Annotated in this window: 14 protein-coding genes and 1 pseudogene; 3 read left to right on the forward strand and 12 right to left on the reverse strand. The window is 60.2% G+C overall.

Features of this window, described 5'->3' with window-relative positions; translation table 11 throughout:
* From WAW39_RS27410 to WAW39_RS27450, 9 genes and pseudogenes are all read right to left on the reverse strand, one after another.
* Nucleotides 1-573: pseudogene (locus WAW39_RS27410) on the reverse strand (serine dehydratase); the annotation flags it as partial.
* A complete protein-coding gene (locus WAW39_RS27415) occupies nt 570-2,105 on the reverse strand; it encodes a sulfatase family protein (protein WP_422322438.1) in 1,536 nt (511 codons plus the stop codon). The gene WAW39_RS27415 and the pseudogene WAW39_RS27410, both read right to left, overlap by 4 nt.
* A gap of 15 nt (nt 2,106-2,120) precedes the next feature.
* A complete protein-coding gene (locus WAW39_RS27420; protein ID WP_422322440.1) occupies nt 2,121-4,904 on the reverse strand; it encodes a sialate O-acetylesterase in 2,784 nt (927 codons plus the stop codon).
* Between the two features lie 2 nt (nt 4,905-4,906).
* Nucleotides 4,907-6,652 (reverse strand): anthrax toxin lethal factor-related metalloendopeptidase, encoded by a 1,746-nt coding sequence (locus WAW39_RS27425; protein WP_422322442.1) that lies wholly within the window; start codon nt 6,650-6,652, stop codon nt 4,907-4,909.
* On the reverse strand, nt 6,649-7,932 hold the full coding sequence (locus tag WAW39_RS27430; protein WP_422322485.1) for an NAD(P)/FAD-dependent oxidoreductase: 1,284 nt from the start codon (nt 7,930-7,932) through the stop codon (nt 6,649-6,651). Before WAW39_RS27430 ends, WAW39_RS27425 begins: the two co-directional genes overlap by 4 nt.
* 95 nt (nt 7,933-8,027) lie before the next feature.
* The gene (locus tag WAW39_RS27435; protein ID WP_422322444.1) at nt 8,028-8,480 is read right to left on the reverse strand and encodes a DUF6756 family protein; all 453 of its coding nucleotides are present in this window, start codon (nt 8,478-8,480) and stop codon (nt 8,028-8,030) included.
* Nucleotides 8,481-8,528: 48 nt separating this feature from the next.
* Nucleotides 8,529-10,709, reverse strand: a complete 2,181-nt coding sequence (locus WAW39_RS27440) for a prolyl oligopeptidase family serine peptidase (RefSeq protein WP_422322446.1) — start codon at nt 10,707-10,709, stop codon at nt 8,529-8,531.
* Complete coding sequence (locus tag WAW39_RS27445; protein ID WP_422322487.1) at nt 10,706-11,569, reverse strand: proline racemase family protein; 864 nt, start codon at nt 11,567-11,569, stop codon at nt 10,706-10,708. The genes WAW39_RS27440 and WAW39_RS27445 overlap by 4 nt, the downstream gene beginning before the upstream one ends.
* A 398-nt stretch (nt 11,570-11,967) precedes the next feature.
* On the reverse strand, nt 11,968-12,864 hold the full coding sequence (locus WAW39_RS27450; RefSeq protein ID WP_422322448.1) for a dihydrodipicolinate synthase family protein: 897 nt from the start codon (nt 12,862-12,864) through the stop codon (nt 11,968-11,970).
* Between the two features lie 75 nt (nt 12,865-12,939).
* Between WAW39_RS27450 and WAW39_RS27455 the strand changes: the two genes are divergently transcribed.
* Both WAW39_RS27455 and WAW39_RS27460 read left to right on the forward strand, forming a co-directional pair.
* On the forward strand, nt 12,940-13,665 hold the full coding sequence (locus tag WAW39_RS27455; protein WP_422322450.1) for a helix-turn-helix domain-containing protein: 726 nt from the start codon (nt 12,940-12,942) through the stop codon (nt 13,663-13,665).
* A gap of 88 nt (nt 13,666-13,753) precedes the next feature.
* Complete coding sequence (locus WAW39_RS27460; protein ID WP_422322452.1) at nt 13,754-14,716, forward strand: FHA domain-containing protein; 963 nt, start codon at nt 13,754-13,756, stop codon at nt 14,714-14,716.
* Nucleotides 14,717-14,761: 45 nt separating this feature from the next.
* Here the strand turns inward: WAW39_RS27460 and WAW39_RS27465 are convergent, their stop codons facing one another.
* The 3 genes from WAW39_RS27465 to WAW39_RS27475 form a co-directional block, all read right to left on the reverse strand.
* Nucleotides 14,762-16,210 (reverse strand): DUF1501 domain-containing protein, encoded by a 1,449-nt coding sequence (locus WAW39_RS27465; RefSeq protein WP_422322454.1) that lies wholly within the window; start codon nt 16,208-16,210, stop codon nt 14,762-14,764.
* A 10-nt stretch (nt 16,211-16,220) separates the two neighbouring features.
* Nucleotides 16,221-19,382, reverse strand: coding sequence for a DUF1553 domain-containing protein (locus tag WAW39_RS27470; protein ID WP_422322456.1), 3,162 nt, complete (start codon nt 19,380-19,382; stop codon nt 16,221-16,223).
* Nucleotides 19,383-19,493: 111 nt separating this feature from the next.
* Nucleotides 19,494-19,856, reverse strand: a complete 363-nt coding sequence (locus WAW39_RS27475) for a hypothetical protein (RefSeq protein ID WP_422322458.1) — start codon at nt 19,854-19,856, stop codon at nt 19,494-19,496.
* Between the two features lie 72 nt (nt 19,857-19,928).
* Between WAW39_RS27475 and WAW39_RS27480 the strand changes: the two genes are divergently transcribed.
* On the forward strand, nt 19,929-20,684 hold the full coding sequence (locus WAW39_RS27480; protein WP_422322460.1) for a helix-turn-helix domain-containing protein: 756 nt from the start codon (nt 19,929-19,931) through the stop codon (nt 20,682-20,684).
* Nucleotides 20,685-20,707: the final 23 nt, after the last annotated feature.

Genomic DNA, 20,707 nt, shown 5'->3' on the forward strand with positions numbered 1-20,707 from the left:
ATCCGTGGCTGCAAATGATGATGACTTGACTTGGAAGATCTGGCATTCGCCTGCGTCATGATGCAGGACCTCAGCGGCCTCAAACTCAGCGGAGGCGGTCTTTGACAGCCAGATGAGCGTCTCATGATAGCCGCCGTCCATGGACATTGAGACGCCATCAATGGTGAGCACCTCCATCATTCCGCCGCCGGTTGAGATGGCGATGAGTGTGTGCTGCTCATGGGCATTGCGGAGCGTTAGCCGATAGGTGTTTGGGTGCGGATCTCCTACGTCCACGGTTTCGATGCGCAGTTTGATTCCGGCATCTGCAAGCGCCTGTGCGGAGTCGGGCAGGCGTTCATCATCGGCGTCCCAGCCGAGCAAGCCGCCGAAGAGGCCCATGTCACTGCCCTGGCTTTCGTGCGTTGTGGGCAGCGAGCCGGCTCGGTCAAACTCCACCAGCACGTCCGTGATGTTTTCCTCCATCAAATCACGCGCCAGACGCCCGATGCGCAGTGCCGCCGCGCAGTGAGAGCTTGAGGGGCCGCGCATCACGGGGCCGATGACGTCATTGAAGATGGAGACGGCTCTCATGGTTGTTTGGGGACGGTGCTGCGGCCTGCGGCTTTGGATTTGTCGAGCAGGGCTTTCAACTCGGCGGCGATTTCGGGGCGTTTGAAATAGAGATTGGTGGTTTCACCGGGATCGCTGGCGAGATCGTAGAGCTGGCCCGGTGCTTCAGGCGCGACTTCGGGTAGCGCGAATTGTTTCAGCTCGGGATTAGCATAGTTGTTTCCGCCGGAGCCACGGTGGTCGATGTACTTCCACGAGCCTCGGCGGATGGAAAGAGTGCGCTGTCCGCCGAAGGCCTGCGTGAGCAGATACCGGCGGACCGGTGCCGTTGCTTTGCCTTCGAGCACTGGCTGCAGGTTGAAGCTGTCTTCTGCGGAATTGTGCGGAAGCTCCGAGCCGGTGATAGCGGCGAGCGTGGCCATCATATCAGTGAGGCTGGCGAGCTGATCGCTGGTGCTGCCGCCTTTGACATGACCCGGCCAGCGGACGATGAGCGGCACGCGGTGGCCGCCCTCCCATGCATCACGCTTCATGCCGCGCCAGGGCTTGGCACCATCGTGATCATGATCGGCGCGCATGTGGATGATGCTGGTGGTTTCGGGGCCGTTGTCGCTGGATAATAGGACGATGGTCTGGTCTGCGATGCCGAGCTTGTCGAGCTCCTTCATCAACTCACCAATGATGTGATCCAGTTCGCCGATGAAATCGCCATGCGGGCCGGCCTGGGTTTTGTGCTGGAACTCAGGCGCGGCAAAGGACGGCAGATGCACGGCCTGGGTGGCGTGGTAGAGGAAGAAGGGCTTGTCCGGCGTGGTGCGCATGTGCTCTTCCATGAACTCGCGGCTTTTCTTGAGGAAGAGCAGATCCACTTCCTCCATCGGGAAATCTGGTGCGATGAGGCCTGCGCGGCAGTCGTTCGCGTACGGGTGCTTGGGCAGCTTCGATTTGTCGATGGGGGCTTTAGGTGGCACGGGTATGTGGTCGCCATCAATGAAGGCATAGAGCCAGTCGGTCGTGGGGCAGCAGGCTGTGCCGAAGAAGTGCTCAAAGCCGTGATCCAGCGGCCCGCCTTCGATGCGACGTGTGAAATCAATGCGCCGCACGTCTTCCAATCGACCTTGGTGAATCGCTTCGCCGAGGCTGTCGGGAAAGGTGAGGCCTACATGCCATTTGCCGATGGCTGCGGTGGCGTAGCCCTGGCTTTTTAGCAAGGCGGGAAGTGTGAGCCGGCCCGGCGCAATCAAAGAAGGACCGCCAGCCCCCTGAAACACCGTGCCGCCATTCGGCACCCGAAATGCCATCTGGCCCGTCATGAGGCTGTAGCGTGATGGCGTGCAAACGGTGGCCGGGCTGTGTGCATCGGTGAACCGCATGCCCTCACGCGCGAGGCGGTCGATGTTTGGTGTGGGGACCTTTGACTGGTCATTGTAGCAGCGCACATCGCCGTAGCCGAGATCGTCCGCGAGGATGAGCAGCACATGGGGCTTTGTGACCGCGAGCGCGTGGCCGCAAACCAAGGTGATCTGCAGCAGGAGCAAGCCCAGTGATCTCATGAGGTGCATCGATGGCTATTTTTCCAATTCCTGCCGAGTGGCGATGGGCACGTAGCCAACCTCAAGGCCCTTGGGCGGTGTGAGGATCAAGGCGGGATCAATGTGTGCTAATGTGCCGACATCGGGTGGAACGAGGTAGTCGCGGTCTTTGGTCCAGGCACGGTGAAGTTTCTCCACTCGGGCCTGCACTTGCTCACGCTCTTCGTCGGTGAGGTCGGCATTGAGCATCGCGGGCTGGTCGGCGAAGCGATACCAATAATAGGTCACTACACTGCCATCGCCGAGCCGGGCTTTGAAGGGGCCAGCGGCGGGGCCGGGTTTCTTCCAGCAACTGGCTGCATCATCAGGTGTGGTACGTGGCTCCTGCGACTTTTCGGCGGGTGGCTCAAAGCAATGCTGCGTGAGGCCCAGTTCCGCAGGCACTGCCTGAGGCGGCAGTACATTCCACTGCGGCTTTTTGCCATTGGTTCCCAGAGCGTAGTATTCCGGCAGAGTGACGAGCGAGCCACTGCTGCGTGTGAGTTGTTTGCTCCACTGATAGCCAAAGGTGATTGGATCTGGTGTGAAGGAGGTGGCAAAGTCCCTCCATGCCAGCGGCACTTTCTCCTCCCGTTTTGTTCCTGGTGGATAGATGCTCCAGTTTGAGCCGCCGCCTGTGCGGAAGGTATGAACAACGGATGCGTCTGCTTTGATCGCGCCATCGGCAGGTGGGCCGCCATTGAACCATTTCTGCACATCATCCCACAGGGCTGCTTTTTTATATGCGGTAAGCCGGTGCAGAACGGTGGAGGTGCCATCGGGGCCGATGGGGAATGCCGTCGGCGCCACGCGTGCATACTCCTTGCCGCTGGCGTCTTTTGTGAGAACGGCAGGCACGTGCTGCGTCTCCATTTGGATGGCTTTGTTGGGGCCGGCAGGGCGTGAGTCGAGCAGCATGTCTGCCCACTCCGGGTGGTCGACTGTGGCCTGAGTCCAGAAGAAGGGTGTGAAGAAAGCGGCAGGCCCCTTGAAGTTTGCGGTGTTGAGAAAGAGCGTCCAGCATTGATTTCCGGTGGGCGTGTTCCTGCCTGCCGTGGTGGTCTTCGGATTGGTCAGCGGCAGAGGCAGATAGCCATAACCAAAGAGTTCACCACTGGTGCCTTGCTTGAGGTTCAGGCCATCCAGTGGAAACAGCAGCCAGGGGCTGAGCTGGGCCACTCCATACTGGCCGCGCGGCTTTTCCCAGGTGCCTGCGCCGTAGCCGGGGCCGTTGGCAATGAAGGAAAAATTCGGCCCCACGCCGCCCATGATGAACTTGGGCGTGGTGGTGGGGAAGTGTGTGTCGCGCCACCAGCCGAGCCCTCCTTCGATGTCGGTGTAGCATTTGCCTTCCGGTTTTTTCCCCTCCTCGTACTGCGGATGCATCCAGGTGCCGCAGAGTCCGGTTTGGAACTTATGTCCCGGATAAGTCGCTACCAGCGGCCACGCAGCCGCGTAGAATGAAAAGCCGCCGTTGAACTCCTCCGGCACTTTTTCCGCCGGACCAAACAGATAACCAGCCATCTCGCCCTCCTGGGGTTTCGCCGCAGGCGATTGCTGCGTAGGATGAACAATGGCTTCAGCGAAGGCGCGGCCCATGAGTGCAAAGGTCTTGGCGCAGCCGAGATAATGGTAGCCGGCATTGGATGCGCCGCGTTGCCAGAGAGCCACTTCAGCAGGGGAGATGAGCTTCGCTTCGAGCTGTTTCAAATACTCGCGCTTCTGCTCTTCGGTCATGTGGCCGTTGGCGTTGGCGTGGTCTTTGTGCTTTGAGTTTAGGTGGAAGCCCATCTGGCGGACCTGGGCTCTCTTGTCGTCGATGACTCCGAGTTCCTCTGACCAAAACGGCGCGGTCTGCACGGCGACGACGTTGCCTTTGAACTCGGGGAGCAGTGATGGCGCGGTCATTGCCTCACGGAAGGAAAGAATGTCAGGGCTGGCTTTCGCGCCGCCGATGCCCATCACGCCGATGACAAACGGCATCTGGGGGGCGTTCAGATCTTTTCGCACGTCGCGGATGAACTTGGCCAGCAGGTCGCTGTAAACCGAAAACCGCCCGGGCTTGCCGCGCTCAGGATACGTGTGGCTGTCCACCATGTCGTTGAATCCCTGCAGCCAGACGAAGCCCGCGATTTCGTAGCCCTGTGTGGCGTCGTAGGCCGGGCACACGCGCTTTGGATCAGCGAGAACACGCTTCACATGCTCGACCATGTAGCGATAGAAGCGCCCTGTTTCCTGTTTCTTCTCCGCAAGCCACTGGGTCATGTCCTTCGGGACACCGTGACCCGGCGGGCCGTAGTAGAGCTTCTTCTGGTAGTCGTTGAGTTCATACGGCCCCGCGCTCGGCGGGCGGAACTCGGTGTTCAGGCTTCTGCCGCCCCACGCGGTCTTGATGATAAGCACCGGTTCCTTCAGTGCGGCATCCATCGTGAGGCCGAAGGTGAATTCCGGCCCGATCTTGCCGTTCGGCTTTGTCGCATCGTCTCGCGCACCAAAGCCAGCCGTGAGCTTGCCGGTGCCCTCTCCATTCGCGCTGCCGTCGTATTTGCCGGTGTAATACGAAATCCAAGTGTGATCGCACACTGTCGGCGTGCCATCCGCCCCGCGCATCTGTTTCAGCAGCGGCGCGGTGGCCGGATCATCGCCGATATAGTCAAAGGTCTCGATCTTTGCATGCCCCTCCATGTTCGACTGCCCGGCGAGGATGAAGACCTTCAGGGGTTTTGCTGCAGCGGGCAGCGACATGACAAGGAACGAGGCTAACAGGAGTATATGTCTCATGGTCAAATTGGTTGAATACCCCAGAGTTTCTCAAGCTGGGCAAACATCGCGGGATCATGCTGCTTGAGCTCCGCGCGCGTGAAGGGAAAGAAATCATTGCGGGTGAAATAGGCCTCCGAGCATTCGGCAAAGTATTCCTTCGCGTTGGTCATGGCGTAGGCTTTGTCCAGCCGCTTGCGCCCTTCGGAGTCCTGCCTCTGCACGCTGTCATACTTTCCGGCAGCTTTTGCATGCTGAAAGGCGGCCTCGATCTCCGCATTTTCATAGCCAAGCACGCGGTCATGATAGGCGTGAGCCAGCTCATGCAGAGCAAAATTGGGCATGCGCCGCATTTCAGCCTCAAAGATGCGCACGTTGGAAAACTCCACGCCTTTTTCCATCACGGGGTCGCGGCCGTTCTCCTTGAGCCAGCCTGCACCTGGGTGATACTCAGCGCGTGGTCGTGACTTGGGGTATTGCGGATTGAAATACAGCGGCACCTTGCGCAGCTCCACCACTGCCTTGGCCGGAACGACCCGCACGATTTCCTGCAGCTGCAGCGTCAGCAGCTTCAGCGCATTCGCTGTGGCCTCTGCTTCATGGTCCAGCAGTTCAGGGCTGATGTGGACAGTCCAGCCTTCGATGTCGCGGGTCTCGCGCCCACCATTGGCCTCCGCATCACGCTTCCGTGCCTTGGCCTGGATCAGCTGGCGCGCTGCCTGCATCGGCTCCGGCCACGAGAAGGCCGGGGCTTTGGTGGGATCATATCCCGCCATGTGGCCGGTGAGCCGTTTTGTCGGCTTGGTGTAGTGCAGCTCCGTTCCTCCAAAGACCTCGCGGCACAGCGCAGCGAGACCTGGATCATACTCGATGAGCTGCGTGCGCAGATGTACATGATTGTGGTCATGGTCGTTCACGCGATTGTCGTCAAACCAGCTTTGCACACCTTCCGCCCAGTATTCGTGATGATTTACGCTGGCATACTTGCCGCGCCATAGTCCGGCCTTCATCGCTGCATCATAGGCCGCCTTCAGACGTGTGTCGAAAGTCGGGTCCACATTCACCATGCCGCGCAGATGAATGCTATGGGCAAACTCATGGATGACGATGCACTCCTTTTCATAAGGATCGCCGGGAAAGGCCAGCACGTTTTCTTCGGCGCAGGAGCAGAAAGGATCGGTCCTGCTGCCGCCCAGGCCGCGTGCGCGAACGTCCCAGTAAGTTTTGGCCGTTAGATTTTCATAGCCCTCAACCGGCTTGTCTGCGAGACGGGCAAATTCCGGCAGATCGGTGGTGTATTCATCATGCGCCAGGATGATCATGCGTGCGCCGCTGTCGGTCATTGCCTGGCGGACGTCTGGCCGATGCGCAAGCATGAGACCGAGAAGGTGGGCCACCTCCTTGAGTGCATAGGGATTGACCTTGGCCGTAGCCACGATGGGGAAGCCTCTTGCGCTGGTGCGCTGGGTGTAGCATGCCGGCACGCCATCCTTCGCTGCGGGGTCGTAGCGGAAGCCCTGCACCGGCACTTTGCTCACCACCTCTGTTTCCTTGTCGCCGTCCACAATGACGAAGCGATGTCCGATAGATGTGCCTATGATGTTGTCTGCGCCGGGTTCGATTTTGCCATTGGCAACGCGCACTCCCTCCGGATTCAGCCAAAACACCTCCACTGCATTCGGCGCTGCATTGATGATTTGGAGCTTGGGGCGGTCCAGCGCCAGCGCAGCCGTCGATACGAAGAAAAGGGTGGCAAGTGCGGTTTTCATGCAAAGCGGTCGGGTGACATCAAATCGAGTGCCAAGGGTTGATTCTCTCCGGCAAGCAGATCACTGACGATCTTTCCTGTCGCGGGGGCGAGGCTGAGGCCCATCATGGCATGGCCAGTGGCGAGGGTGAGATTTTTCCAGCGCCGGGTGCGGCCGATGTAAGGCATGCCATCCGGTGATACGGGGCGCAGGCCGCTCCAGGGTTTTACTTCGGCGAAATCGCTTTCCTTAAACGCAGGAAAGTACTGCGGAAACGCCCGCGTGATGCCTCGCACGCGGCGCTGGGTGATGGATTCATTGATGCCGGCCATTTCCATTGTGCCACCGACACGCAACGCACCATCCATGGGGGTGACGGCGAGACGGGCCTCCGTGCAGATGCTGCACAGATTTGGAAGTTGGGCGGGCTGCGTCAAGGTGAGGCTGTAACCTTTGCCTGCCTGCATCGGCAGTTTGAGATTCAGCGACTTCGCCAGATCTGCTGACCAGACGCCGCTGCAAAGCACCACTTCCTGACATTCGACTTCACCTCTTGTGGTATTGATCGCGCGCAGCGTGCTGTCTTCGACCTTGAAACCTTTCACTTCTGTTTCCCATAGAAACTGAACGCCGAGGCGTGTGAGTTCGGTTTCGAGGACGGAGATGAAGCGGGTGGGGGGTAGATGGCAGTCTTTGGGGAAGAAGACGCTGCCGCAGACATCCATGGTGATGTTGGGATCGAGTGCGGCGGTGGCTTTGGCATCGAGCACCTGGGCGGGGATGCCGAGGGTGTTGGCTTGAGATGCCATGTGGGCTTCTTCATCGAGGGTCTGCTGCTGTTTGCAGAGCATGAGGAGGCCGTTTTTGACGAGGCCAAAATCGAGGCCGATGTCTTCGAAGCACTGGCGACTTAGCAGGCTGAGATCTCGCAGCACAGGAGCAGCGGCGGCGACGCGCTGTGCCGTGGCGGCTTTCCAGAAGTGCAGGCCCCAGGAGAGGAGATCGAGATCGAGGCGGGGTTTGATGTAGAAGGGGGACTCGGGATTCCACATCCACTTGAGGCCTAGTTTGACCATGCCGGGGGCTGCGAGTGGAATGAAGTGGCTGGGGACGATCATGCCGGCATTGCCAAAGGAGCAGCCATCGCGTTGCGCGGGCTTTTGATCGATGATGGTGACCTGCATGCCGCGACGGGCGCAGTAGAGCGCCGTGCTGAGGCCGATGACGCCTGCGCCGAGGATAGTGACGTGGGAGGGCATGACGTCATATAGACGTTGTGGGGCGGTGCCTCTTGAACGAATCTGGCAATGCCAGCGGGATTATCGACAAATGAGCACAGTGCTTTTATTCTCTTCAGAACGTGAATAGACTCCTCAGGACGAGCTGAAGCTCGCAACTAGTCTGGCGCAGCGTTTGGGACGTTCGGCGTCGCCGAAACTCTTGCCTCAATGAGCATTCCATGATGATTTTCGCAGAGAATCCAGGACATCTGTTTATCGAGAATATAATACTCAAAGGCATACATCTCTCTCAGCACGGTTATGATGCTGCTTCCGCTGGATTCAGCTACCCAATATTTGCCGTTTTCATCACTCGCGATGAACCAATAGGAGGTTTGCGCTTCCATCATTTCAGTCAGTGCTGAAAGGACATCTTCGGGCTGACTGCTTCCTGTTTCATTTCGGAACTCGTTCCACAGCCAGATTTTGTTTAGATCTCTTTTCCCTCGTTTGAGAAAACGTTCAGCCACTTGATCGAGAATGTCCTGAAAACGATGAAGACTGACAAATTCAAAGGCGATGTTTGCCTGTCCTTTGATGGCTTGGTTGATGTCGTCTCGTAATGACACTCTGATGGGGAAGTGATGTATTTAAGGAGAGTCCGTCAGGGAATACAATCATGGCTTTAAATGGCGGACGAGAAACTCCATGCGGAGGCGGGAGCCGTAGGGTGTTTCGGCCGCGCCGTGGCCGGTGCCGATGATGGGCATGAAGTCGAAGGTCTTGCCTGCTTTTTGCAGAGCTCCAACGACTTGCGTGGTGGTGGCGGGATCGACATTGGTGTCGAGTTCGCCGACGATGAGCAGGAGGTGACCTTTCAATTTGTGGGCGTCGTCCTTGTTGGAACTGCGGGCGTAGCTTTCATCCACGGGCCAGCCCATCCATTGCTCATTCCACCAGATTTTGTCCATGCGGTTGTCATGGCAGCCGCAGTCGGCAACGGCGACGTGGTAGAAGTCGTGATGATTGAGGAGGGCGCGCATGGCGTTCTGGCCGCCGGCGCTGCCGCCGTAGATGCCGACGCGGGTGAGGTCCATCCAGGGGCGGGTTTGGGCGGCGGCTTTGATCCAAGCAATGCGGTCGGGGAATCCGGCGTCTTTGATGTTTTTCCAGCAAACGTCGTGGAAGGCTTTGCCGCGATGGTTGGTGCCCATGCCGTCGAGTTTGACGATGATGAAACCGAGCTCGGCGAGGATGTGCTGATTGAGCAGGCGACCGAAGTCCTTGGGGGCGAAGGCGCTATGCGGGCCGGCGTAGATGTCTTCTATGACGGGGTATTTCTTTGCGGGATCAAAGTGCGAGGGCTTGATGAGGATGCCGTGGATGTCGGCGGTGCCATCGCGGCCTTTGGCGACGAAGCGCTCGGGCAGGGTCCAGCCTGCGGCGAGGAGTTTTGTGGCATCGGCTTTCTCGAGTTCGCAGACGAGGCTGCCATCGCGGCTGCGGCGGAGTTCATGGACGGGCGGGAGGTCGGCGCGGGAATAGGTGTCGGTGAAGAAGTCGCGGTTTGGGGAGAACTCGACGTGGTGATTGCCATCGCCTTGGGTGAGCTGCTGGAAGCCGGTGCCGTCGAAGTTGATGCGGCAGAGGTGGAGGTGGTAGGGGTCTTCTTCTTTGCGCAAGCCGCTGGCGAGAAACCAGAGCTGGCGCTTTGAGTCATCGACGTGAAGGACTTCGCGTACTGGCCATGCGCCATGGGTGATCTGGTTTTTAACGTGGCCGGTTTTGGTGTCGTAGAGGTAGAGGTGGCACCAGCCGTCGCGCTCGCTCATCCAGAGGAGTTCGCTGGTGGTGTGCAGCCAATGGCGCCAGGTTTTGTGGGTGTAGTCGATGAAGGTTTTGGAGGTTTCCTCGACGACGGTGCGCACGGTGCCGGTTTTAGGATCGGCGGCGAGGATGCGGTAGAGCTGGTGGCCGCGCTGGTTGTAGTCGAAGTAGAACTCGTGGCTGTCGGGGGCCCAGGTGACATTGAGCTTGCCGGATTCGGTGAAGGGGTTTGGATAGAGGTCCGTGGGCACACGAATCTTCTGGCCGTCTTTGCGGGTGATGATCATCTGCGGCTTGGGCAGGGGATCTCCGGGCTTGAGGTAGTCGAGGACTTTGAGTTTGGGTTGAACGCCTTCTTTGGGCGAGGAATCCACGAGGGTGATCTGGCGGCGTGTGACGGGATCGGCTTCGCTCGTGACAAGGAATGCTCCGTCGGGTGATCTGAAGCCGGGCTCCCTGGGCTTCTTGTCTTCCTCTTTGGCTTTAGAGATGCCTTTGCCGTCGATGATGAGTGTCTGGACGAGAGGGCCGGCTTCGATGATGGCGAGGTGCTTGCCGGTGCGGCTGGTGATGAGCCAGACATGTCCGTCGAAGGTGTGCTGCTCGCGTTCGGTTCCCGCACGGATGCCACCATAGCGGATGTGCTCGCCCTGCTGATTGATCCAGAAGATGTCGACGTCGGCATCGAGCTGATTGATGAACTTGAGGCCGGACTCCTCGCCGGTGCGGGTTGTTTTGCGCAGCTCGATCTTGGCGGTGGAGGACTTGAGGGCTTCCTGTTCGGGGAGGCCGAGATCTTTGAGTGATGCGGTCGTTTTGCGTTCGCCGGTGGCGGCCTGGATGAGGACGAATTCGTGGGTCTTGGGTCCGGTTTGGGTGCGGTACCAGAATGATTTGACATCCGGCAGCCAGTTTGCTTTGACGCGATCACGGAAGACGAGGTTTTCGGTGCGTTTGGGCAGGCTGAGTGCTTGCTCGAAGTCAGCGGCCATGGCGCTCGTTGAAAGCAGAAGGAGCAGGATTGTTTTCATGGAATGCCAAGTTGAAAAGGGTCGCCGGGATCGAGAACGAGCGTGGCCTCGGAAGTGATGAAGGCGGTACCGGTGATGGTGGGGATGATGGCGTTTTCCGTGGGAGTGTAGCTGCCTTCGAAGACGCTGCCGATGATGCTTTCCTGCCGCCAGATTTCATTTGGGGCGAGTTTTCCATCTGCGGCGAGGCAGGCGAGCTTGGCGCTGGTGCCGGTGCCGCAGGGTGAGCGGTCGTATTCGCCGCCGGGACAGAGGACAAAGTTCCGGCTGTGATTCGCGGGATCGTGCGCAGGGGCGAAGAGTTCGATGTGGTCGACTTCGGGGAAGCCGGCGGCGTGAACGGCGGCACGCATGGCGAGACTGGCCTGGGTAAGCCGGGGAATGTTTTCGCGCGTGAGGGCAAGGCCGTGATCGGACACCAGAAAAAACCAGTTTCCACCATAAGCGACATCTCCGATGACGCCGCCTGCCTGAACGGCTTTGGCTTTGCGGTAAGAGGGCACGTTGCGGATGCTTACGTGGCCATCCTCATGCAAGGTGGCTGTGACGATGCCGACGGGTGTTTCGATGCGGTGCTCGCCTGACGAGATGCTACCTAGATGCTTCAGGGTGGTGATGAGGCCGATCAGGCCATGGCCGCACATGCCGAGGCGGCCGACGTTGTTGAAGAAGATGACGCCTGCGGTGCATGACGTATCCTTGGGCACCGTGAGAAGTGCACCCACGATGACTTCATGCCCCCGTGGCTCGCAGAGGATGGCACGGCGGTAGGTTTCGAGATCCTCGGGACTCATGCCGCCAAGCACGACACGCGTGGGTTCGCCGCCGGTGTGGGAGTCGATGATGGGGATGCGGAGCACGTTCAAGCGGATTGGCGTGGGATTCGGAGAGAATGCCATCTATTCAGCACTTTGCAGGGGTGGACCGGGTGGGGTTCGAACATGCGATGAGTGGGTGAGCACGTTGTGGCGCAAGCGCGTGGTGTAGATGATGGCAGACGCTGCTGGTTGACGTGGGGTGTGGCGATGAGATGGGTTTGCTTCCCAGCTTCGATGGCTGAACCCAGGGTAGCCTCGCCAAGGCTCGGCAACCCTGGGCTATATTACGCAGCCCCGTTGGGGCTGGTGTGGAGCGGAACGGAGTGGGGAAAGATAGCGTCATGGTAGCTAGGTTCAGAGCACTGGGGGATGAATCGAGAGGGGCTTGAGCCAGCGATGCCTTCACCTATTTGAGTGCTATGCCTGACACAAGGGGCCCCTCATAGCGGGCGCCTGGCCAGTGCATCGCGGATGATTTTGAGGACTTGATCGCGTTCGGTTCCAGCGAGTGGGAGGCGTGGCTCGCGGCACCACTCTGTACCGAGGCCGGTTTCCTGGCAGAGGAGTTTGATGTATTGCACGAAGTGGATGTGGGTATCCAGCTTCATGAGGGGCTGCATCCAGCGGTAGAGGGTGCGGGCTTCGTCCCAGCGGCCGGCGCGGGTGAGTTCCCAGAGCTGCTGGTTTTCTTGGGGGAAGGCGATGCCGCTGCCCGCGACCCAGCCATCGATGCCGAGGATGCTGCACTCAAGGATGAGGTCGTCGACACCGGTGAAGAGCTGGTAGCGATCTCCGACGAGATTGCGCAGCTCGGTGATGCGGCGGGGGTTGGCGCTGCTTTCCTTGATGGAGGTGAGGTTTTCGATGTCGGCGATCTGGGCGAACATCTCGGGAGTGACATCGGTGTGATAGCCGATGGGATTGTTGTAGAGCATCCAGGGGAGGGGCGTGGCCTTGGCGAGGGTGCGGAACCAGTGCTCGGTCTCGCGGGGATCGCTTTTGTAAACCATGGGGGGCATGACCATGAAGCCGGCGGCACCGAGTTGCTCGCCATCCTGCATGTATTGAATGGCGGCACGCGTGCTCGTCTCTGCCACGCCGCTGACCACGGGGATGCGCCCTTTGGCGGTTTCGATGGCGCACTTGAGCACGGCGCGTTTTTCATCGGGCTGCAGACATTGGTTCTCTCCGAGGGAGCCGCAGACGATGAGGCCGGAGATGCCGGAATCAATGAGGGCTTCGAAGTGGCGGGCTGAGGCGGGGAGATCGAGGGACTGATCTTCGTGGAGTTGAGTGACGACTGCCGGGAAGACGCCGGACCATTTGGGTAGAGACATGGCTGAGGATGATTCGGGATGGCTGAAGGGTCTTGATTGCTTTTTGACCGATGGGCTGCCAATTCAGTCAAAACCATGGAATCTCCCGGCCCATTCTCCGAGCACGCGACGACGGAGGCGCTGTTTGATGCGCTGCCGGATGTGGTGTTTTTCATCAAGGATGCTGCGGGCCGGTATGCGCGGGTGAATCAGACGCTGGCGGACCGCTGTGCGGGAGGCGACAAGACGAAGCTCATTGGCAAACGGCCTGCGGAGGTGTTTCCGGCGGCGCTGGCCTCCAGCTATGCGAGGCAGGATGAGGCGGTGCTGAAAACGGGAAAGCCGGTGGAGCATCAGCTGGAGCTGCACATTTATCCCGGACACAAGGCGGGCTGGTGCCTGACCACGAAGCATGCGCTACGGGCTGTGAATGGGCGCATCATCGGAGTGGCTGGCATCTCGCGGGATTTGAATGCACCGAGTGACAAGGCGAGTGGCTTCGCGGAACTGGCGGCGGCGCTGAAGCACATGCAGCAGCACTTTGCGGAGAGCCTGCGCATCGAGGACATCGCGAAAAAGGCGGGATTGAGCGTGTATCAGTTCGAGCAGCGGGTGCAGCGGCTGTTTCAAATGAGTCCGCTGCAACTGCTGCACAAGCTGAGGCTGGATGAGGCGACGTGCCTGCTGCGTGAGACGGATCACTCGCTGGCGGACATTGCCATCGAAACGGGGTGGTGTGACCAGAGCGCGTTTACGCGGCATTTCTCGCGGTATGCGGGGATGGCACCGGGGAAGTACAGGGGATTGAATCGGGATATATAATTTCCATAGAACGACGCTTGCCAATTTCATCAGGTGTTTGTAGCCTGCTTGGATGTCGCGTTCCTTGATCGCCCCTACGGGCCATTCCATGCCTTTGTCAGGCGGGGAGACCTGTGTGGGGAGCGATCCGTCGGTGCAGATTCCGGTGCGGGCGGAGATGGGACTGATGCCGAGGCATTTTGTGATTGCTGAGCTCGATGGCGGCTGGCATCTGGGGGCCTATGACGGGGCTGCGGTGTGGGTCAATGGACAGCCTGTGCGCGTGACTGCGTTGCACGATGGAGACCGCATTGTAGCCGGACAGCTGGAACTGATTTACCGGGATGTACCCGAGGCGACGAGGGGGCCAGTGATGCAGGCGCAGCCAATCCTGATGCCGAATTCCTTTCAGCCGCTGCAAATCGATCCTCCCCCCATGATGGAGGAGCATGAACAGCCATCTGTCGTCCGAACTCCGATGCCCGAACGTGTACCTTCACCGCGCGTCATTTACCGTACCGAGCTGGGTGATGTGACCAGTCTGGCGGGGGGCAAGCGGGATCACCTGCTGATGATTTTGATAGGCTTGGTGCTGATAGGTATCGGCGGATTGATCACCAAGCTGGCCTTTTTCGATGTGTCCGGGCCGCTTAAACCGGCTGACCTCGTTATCAAAGAAGGGCGGATCACGGGAGTCTCGGTTCGTGGCCGGAAGGCGAACCGGACCACGGAACTGCACACCGATCTGGGGCTGCCGCGTACCATCGAACTACCGGACGATCTGCGCTACAATCCCATGTGGAGCCGACCGGGCAGTGTGGCGAAAATTGGGTTTGTGAAAGAGCATTTCGACAACAAGAAATTGAACATGCTGGGCACTCAAGGAACGCTGAGGGTGGCCACGCTGGAGGTGGATGGCGCGTCATTCCGATCGCTGGCCAAGCACAATGCGGCGGAGGAAAGTCAGAACCAGCTCTTTGCGCTGGCAGGCCCGGGCATGGTGCTGGGCGGGCTGTTTGTGATGATGCTGGGCTGGGAGAAGTGGAAAAGCAGGCGTGCGGCGCGGCGGTGACGATGAGTCACCGCGCAGCCTGGCGATTGTCCTTGTTTTCCTCAATCAGGCCATCAGCGCTTTCACCGGCTTCGCGGGATTGACGCCGATGAGCTTGGCGTCGAGGCCCTGGAACTTGAAGCTGAAGCGGTCGGCGTGGAAGCCGAGGAGCTGGAGGACGGTGGCGTGGAAGTCGCTGATGTGGAGCGGGTCTTTGACGATGTTGTAGCTGAAATCGTCGGTCTCGCCGTAGATGGCGCCGCCTTTGGAGCCGCCGCCGGCCATCCACATGGTGAAGCAGCGGGGGTGGTGGTCGCGTCCGTAGTTTTCCTTGGTGAGGCCGCCCTGGCTGTAGATGGTGCGGCCAAATTCGCCGCCCCAGATGATGAGGGTGTCGTCAAACATGCCGCGCTGCTTGAGGTCTTCGATGAGGGCATGGCAGGGCTGATCGACGTCTTTGCACTGGCTGGGCATGCGGCCGCCGACGTTGCTGTGGTGGTCCCAGTTGTTGAGGTAGATCTGGGTGAAGCGCACGCCGCGCTCGGCGAGGCGGCGGGCCATGAGGACGCTGTTGGCAAAGGTGCCGGGCTTCCGGGCTTCTTCGCCGTAGAGCTTGAAGATGTGCTCGGGTTCGCTGTTGATGTCGGTGAGTTCGGGCACGCTGGCCTGCATGCGGAAGGCCATTTCGTACTGCTGGATGCGAGTGTGCGTTTCGGGATCGCCGACCTGCTTGTAGTTGATCTCGTTGAGGGCGTTGAGGCCTTCGATGGTGCGCTTGCGCACGCTGTCAGGGACGCCGGGCGGGTTGTTGATGAAGAGGATGGGATCGCCCTTGCTGCGGAAGGAAACGCCTGCGTGCTCGCCGGGGAGGTAACCGTTTGACCAAAGGCGCGAGGAGATGGCCTGCTCCTGCTCGCGGTTGGTCGGCGTGGCGATGAGGACGACGAAGGTGGGCAGGTTCTCATTCATGGAGCCCAGGCCATAGGAGGCCCAGGAGCCGAGGCAGGGGCGGCCGGTGATCTGATTGCCGGTCTGCATGGCGCAGATGGCGGGCTCGTGATTGATGGCCTCGGTGTGCAGTGAGCGCATCCAGCAGATGTCGTCGGCGTTGCGTGCGAGGAAGGGCAGGAGATCGGAGTTCATCCACATGCCGCATTTGCCGCGTTGGGCGAAGTTGAACTTCGACGGTGCGATGGGGAAGCGCGCCTGACCGCTGGTCATGGTGGTGAGGCGCTGGCCATTGCGGATGCTCGGGGGCAGGTCTTTGTCATACCACTTCTGCATCTCGGGCTTATAGTCGAACAAGTCCATCTGCGCAGGGCCGCCGACCATGTGCAGGTAGATCACGCGCTTCGCTTTTGGCGCAAACTGCGGCCCCATTGCGGCGTCGTTTGAGGCATTGGCAAATCTCTCACCGAGCAGCGATGCCAACGCAGCGCCGCCTAGCACATTTTTGCCGCGCGCAAACATTTGTCGGCGCGTCTGATAGGTGTTCCATTCTTCGAGAATATTCATGGCGGTGTGATTACTTGTTGAGGACTTCGTCCAGATTCATGAGCTCGTTGCAAAGCATGGTCCAGGCGGCGAGTTCGGGTTTGGGGAGGTTGGCGTCGGGTTTGGATTCGCCGACTTTGAGGAGGGCCTCGGCGTCGGCTGACTGGGTGGTGTAGAATTTGCGGAGGTCGGCGAGGCTGGCGGTGAGGATGGGTGTCTCCTGGGCTTTGAGCGGACGGCAGAGGACGCGCTCGGCGATGTCGGTGAGCCTGGCGGTGTCGTCGCTTTTGACGTTGTTGAGCGTGTGCTGGGCGAGGTTGCGGGCGGCTTCGATGAACTGGGGATCGTTCATGGTGACGAGGGCCTGCAGCGGGGTGTTGGTGCGGTCGCGGCGGACGCAGCTGACTTCGCGGGTGGGGGCGTTGAAGACCTCCATGTTGGGTGAGGGGGCGGTGCGCTTCCAGAAGTTGTAAAGGGTGCGGCGGTAGAGGTTTTCGCCGTTGTCCTGCTTGTACTTTTCGGTGCCCATGCCGACGACTTCCCAGACGTTTTCGGGCTGGTAGGGCATGGTGCCAGGGCCGCCCATGCGAGGGGAGAGCGTGCCGCTGACGGCGAGGGCGTAGTCGCGGATCATCTCGGCATCCATGCGGAAGCGCGGGCCGCGGGAGAGCAGGGCGTTGTCGCGGTCTTTTTCGATTTTCTCCGGTGTGAGGATGGCGGCCTGACGATAGGCCGAGGAGGTGACGAAGAGCTTGAAGAGGCGCTTCACATCCCAGCCGCTTTCGCGGAATTCCACGGCGAGCCAGTCGAGCAGTTCGGGATGCGTGGGAGGATTGCCCATGATGCCGAAGTCTTCGGTGGTCTTGACCAGACCGGTGCCGAAGAGCTCCTGCCAGAAGCGATTCACCGTCACACGTGCGGTGAGGGAGTTCTCCGGACTGACGAGCCACTTGGCGAGGCCGAGGCGGTTCTTGGGGGCATCGGCGGAAAGTTTGCCGAGGGCTGCGGGCACGGCGGCATCGACGGCCTCGCCGACTTTGTCATACTGGCCGCGCATGAGGATGTTGGCCATGGGCTTGGTGTCCATGCGTTCTTCCTGGATGTGGGTGAGTGGGCTGCGGGCTTTGATGGCATCCTGCTCGGCGGTGAGCTTGGTACTGGTGGCGAGGGCTGCCTGATAGGTGGCGTCACGGGTGACGAGGAAATGCTCAAAGAGTGCCTCCTGCTGCTTGGGGCCGCGCTTTTTCGCAGCGAGCATGGTGCGAAGAGGGCCCACTTTGGAAAGCGTCTGCACTTCGGTGGCGGAGAGCTGGCGGTCGTAGATGCGCACGTCCTGCACGCCGCCATCGCTGAAGTAGGCGCCATTGCTGCGCTGGCCGATGCGGGTGGGTGTGGTGGTTTTGATGCTGCCTTTGAGGGCATTGGTGTCGGGCTTGATGGGAGCTTCGACTCCATCGACATAGATGCGCACGCTGCCAGCTTTGCCTTTGCCATCGTAAGTCACGAACACATGCTGCCACACGCCGGGACGCAGGGCGGGTTTGGCGGTGGAGACCTTGATGGCATCGTCAGGCCATTTGCTGACGATGTGAACGGAGAGGCGGGTGTCGCTCTGGAAGAGGTCCCAGCCGCGATAGCCGTTCTTTTCATCCATGCGGGCGAGGATGCTGCCGGAGACTCCGGCGCGATCTGCACGCACCCAGGCGCCGTAGCTGAAGGCGTGATCTTTTTCGAAGTCTCCCACGTCACCGATCTCAAAGGTGCCGTTGGGTTTCATCACGGGGGCGGGGCCGAGTTTGCCATCGGGCTTCCAGGTGACTTCACCGACGGCCTTGAAGGTCTTGGCGGTGCCGCAGGTGCCGGTGACTTCGCTGCCGGTGCCTTCATTGAGGGGCACATGGGCGGTGACGCCCTTGGTGGGCACGTCTTTGTCCAAGTCTTCGGGCTTGGCGCTGGTGAGCCAGAGATCGAAGAGCGGCTTTGCGGCTTTGCGTGAACTGTCCTGCTTCGTTTTCGCGGCGGCGATTTCCGTGGGCAGGGCGGTCCAGCGCGGACGGTCTTTGTCGGTGGGCAGTACGAGGATGGGGCCGAGGCCGTCCTTCACGTTTCCGTCCTTGGGCTTCTGCGTGGTGTTGCGGAAGAAGGCGGCGAGGGAGTAGTAGTCTTTCTGCGTGATGGGATCAAACTTGTGATCGTGACACTGGGCGCAGTTGGTGGTGAGGCCCATGTAGACCCAGCCAAGGGTCTGCACGCGATCGCTGGCGTAGTTGGCCAGGTTTTCTTCATCGATGGTGCCGCCTTCGTTGGTGGTGATGTTGCAGCGCTGCAGGCCGGTGGCGATGAGCTGGTCTTCGGTGGGCTTGGGCAGGAGGTCCCCGGCGATCTGTTCGACGGTGAACTGATCGAAGGGTTCGTTGCGATTGAAGGCTTTGACGACCCAGTCGCGGTAGGGCCAGATCTCGCGCTCTTTGTCAAAATGCAGGCCGTGGGTGTCGGCATAGCGTGCGGCATCCAGCCAGTAGCGTGCGCGGTGCTCGCCATAGGCGGGCGATTTGAGGAGTTCATCCATCAGTGCCGAATAGGAGGCGTCGGAGATAGGAGCTCCATCCTTCGGTGCATAGCGGGCCACGAGTTCCGGTGAAGGCGGCAGGCCGGTGATGTCGAGCGAAACGCGGCGGATGAGCGCATGGGCATCGGCCTGAGCGGCGGGCTTGAGGCCGGCGGCTTCGAGCTTGGAGAGGATGAAGCGATCCACGGGGTTTTTGATCCAGGCGCTGTCTTTGACCTGCGGCTCTGCGGAACGCTGCGGGGGGATGAGCGACCAATGCGGCTGCCATGAGGCACCTTGGGCGATCCACTCCTTCACCAGCGCGATCTGCTCCGGCTTGAGCGTCTTGTGCGATTCAGGCGGCGGCATGAGCTCGTCTTCATCCTTGGTGATGAGACGCTGGAAGAGGTTGCTGATCTCGGGCTGGTTTTTGATGACGGTGGGTTTCTCACCTTCCTTGGCGGTGAAGAAACCGGCCTCGGTATCGAGGCGCAGTCCGGCTTTGCGCGTTCCTGGATCGGGGCCGTGGCAGTGGAAGCAGGCGTCTGCAAGGATGGGGCGGATGTCCTTGTTGAAGCCAATCGGCTGCGCCGCAACTGCTGACGAGGCGAGGAGCGTGAAGAGCAAGGTGGTGTTGATGCGCATGCAGGTTTTGCGGTTTGGTATGAAAATGTTGCTGACTGGTATGATTATGCTTACGAAGCTTTGGCGCGGAATTTTGCGCCGATCTGGCTGATTTGTAGCCGACATTTGGCGTCAGACCATGGCGCTGCGCAGCGCGAGGCGCTCGGATTCTGGAAGGCTGCTGGCGGTGATGGCGTGCCAGGCGGCGTTGATGTCGATGCGGCTCCAAATGGCGGCGAGGCAATTTCCCAGACTCAGACGCTCCTTGGGGGTTCTTACATGGGTGAGCAGCATGAGCGCCAGATCCGGCCGGTGATGTTTGATGACGAGAAAGAGGTCTTTCAACTCCGCGTCATTGAATGAGCGGATGACTTCCTGATCGCCGAGCAAGGCATCGAGCTGAGGCAGATCGCGGGTGTGACCGCGGTGCAAGCTTGCGGCGATGCGCCGTAGCTGCTCACGGCGCTGGAGCAGGGAATGCTGGGGGTGCTTCATGCCCTAGAATACGCTGAGAGCTGCAATGCCGTCTTGCATGGGCATGGCATGCTTGTGTAAAATACGCGCATTATGGCTGCGATTTCACCACAGGCATTTCTACGACGGGTACGCGGAGCGGAGTTGATGAAGCTCTTTGACTTGCTGCCGGATTTGTCATTTTTCATCAAGGACCGCGAGGGGCGCTTCATGGCTATCAACCGCCGAGGGTGCGACTACTGCGGGGTGAAGCATGAGAAGGATGCCATTGGCAAAACCGACGAGGACTTCTTCCCGCACAGCCGCGCTGCTGAGTACCACGCGGATGATGAGATCGTGATGCGCACGGGGACGCCCATTGTGAACCGTTTGGAAAGTGCGCCGGAGGCGGAGGGCTCGCCGCGCCTCGTCATCTCCAGCAAGATCCCGCTGCGTGATGCGGAGGGAAACATTATCGGCGTCGCCGGATTCTCCCGCCAGGTGGAGCAGGTTCGCAGCCGCAGCTCGGGGGAGGCGCGCTTTGCCAAGGTGATCGAGCAGATGCATCAGCATCCGGACGCTGCGCTGAGCAGTGCAGCGATGGCGCGCATGTGCGGGCTTTCACAGAGCCAGTTTGACCGCAGCTTTCGACGTGTCTTTGGCTCCTCGGCGCGGCAGTACCTGCTGCGGGTGCGTGTGGAGGCCGGCTGCCGGCGGTTGGCTGAAACGGAGGAGACCGTGGCCGCGCTGGCGGTGGAGCTGGGGTTCTTTGACCACGCGCATTTCACGCGGTGCTTTCGGCGCATCATGGGGCTGACGCCAGCGGAGTACAGGGAGCAGCGGGTGCCGAAGGGGACGAAGCGGGGGTGAGGACGAGGGATGGTTGTTGCAGG

This window comes from Prosthecobacter sp., assembly GCF_049294395.1.
Lineage (GTDB): Bacteria > Verrucomicrobiota > Verrucomicrobiia > Verrucomicrobiales > Verrucomicrobiaceae > Prosthecobacter.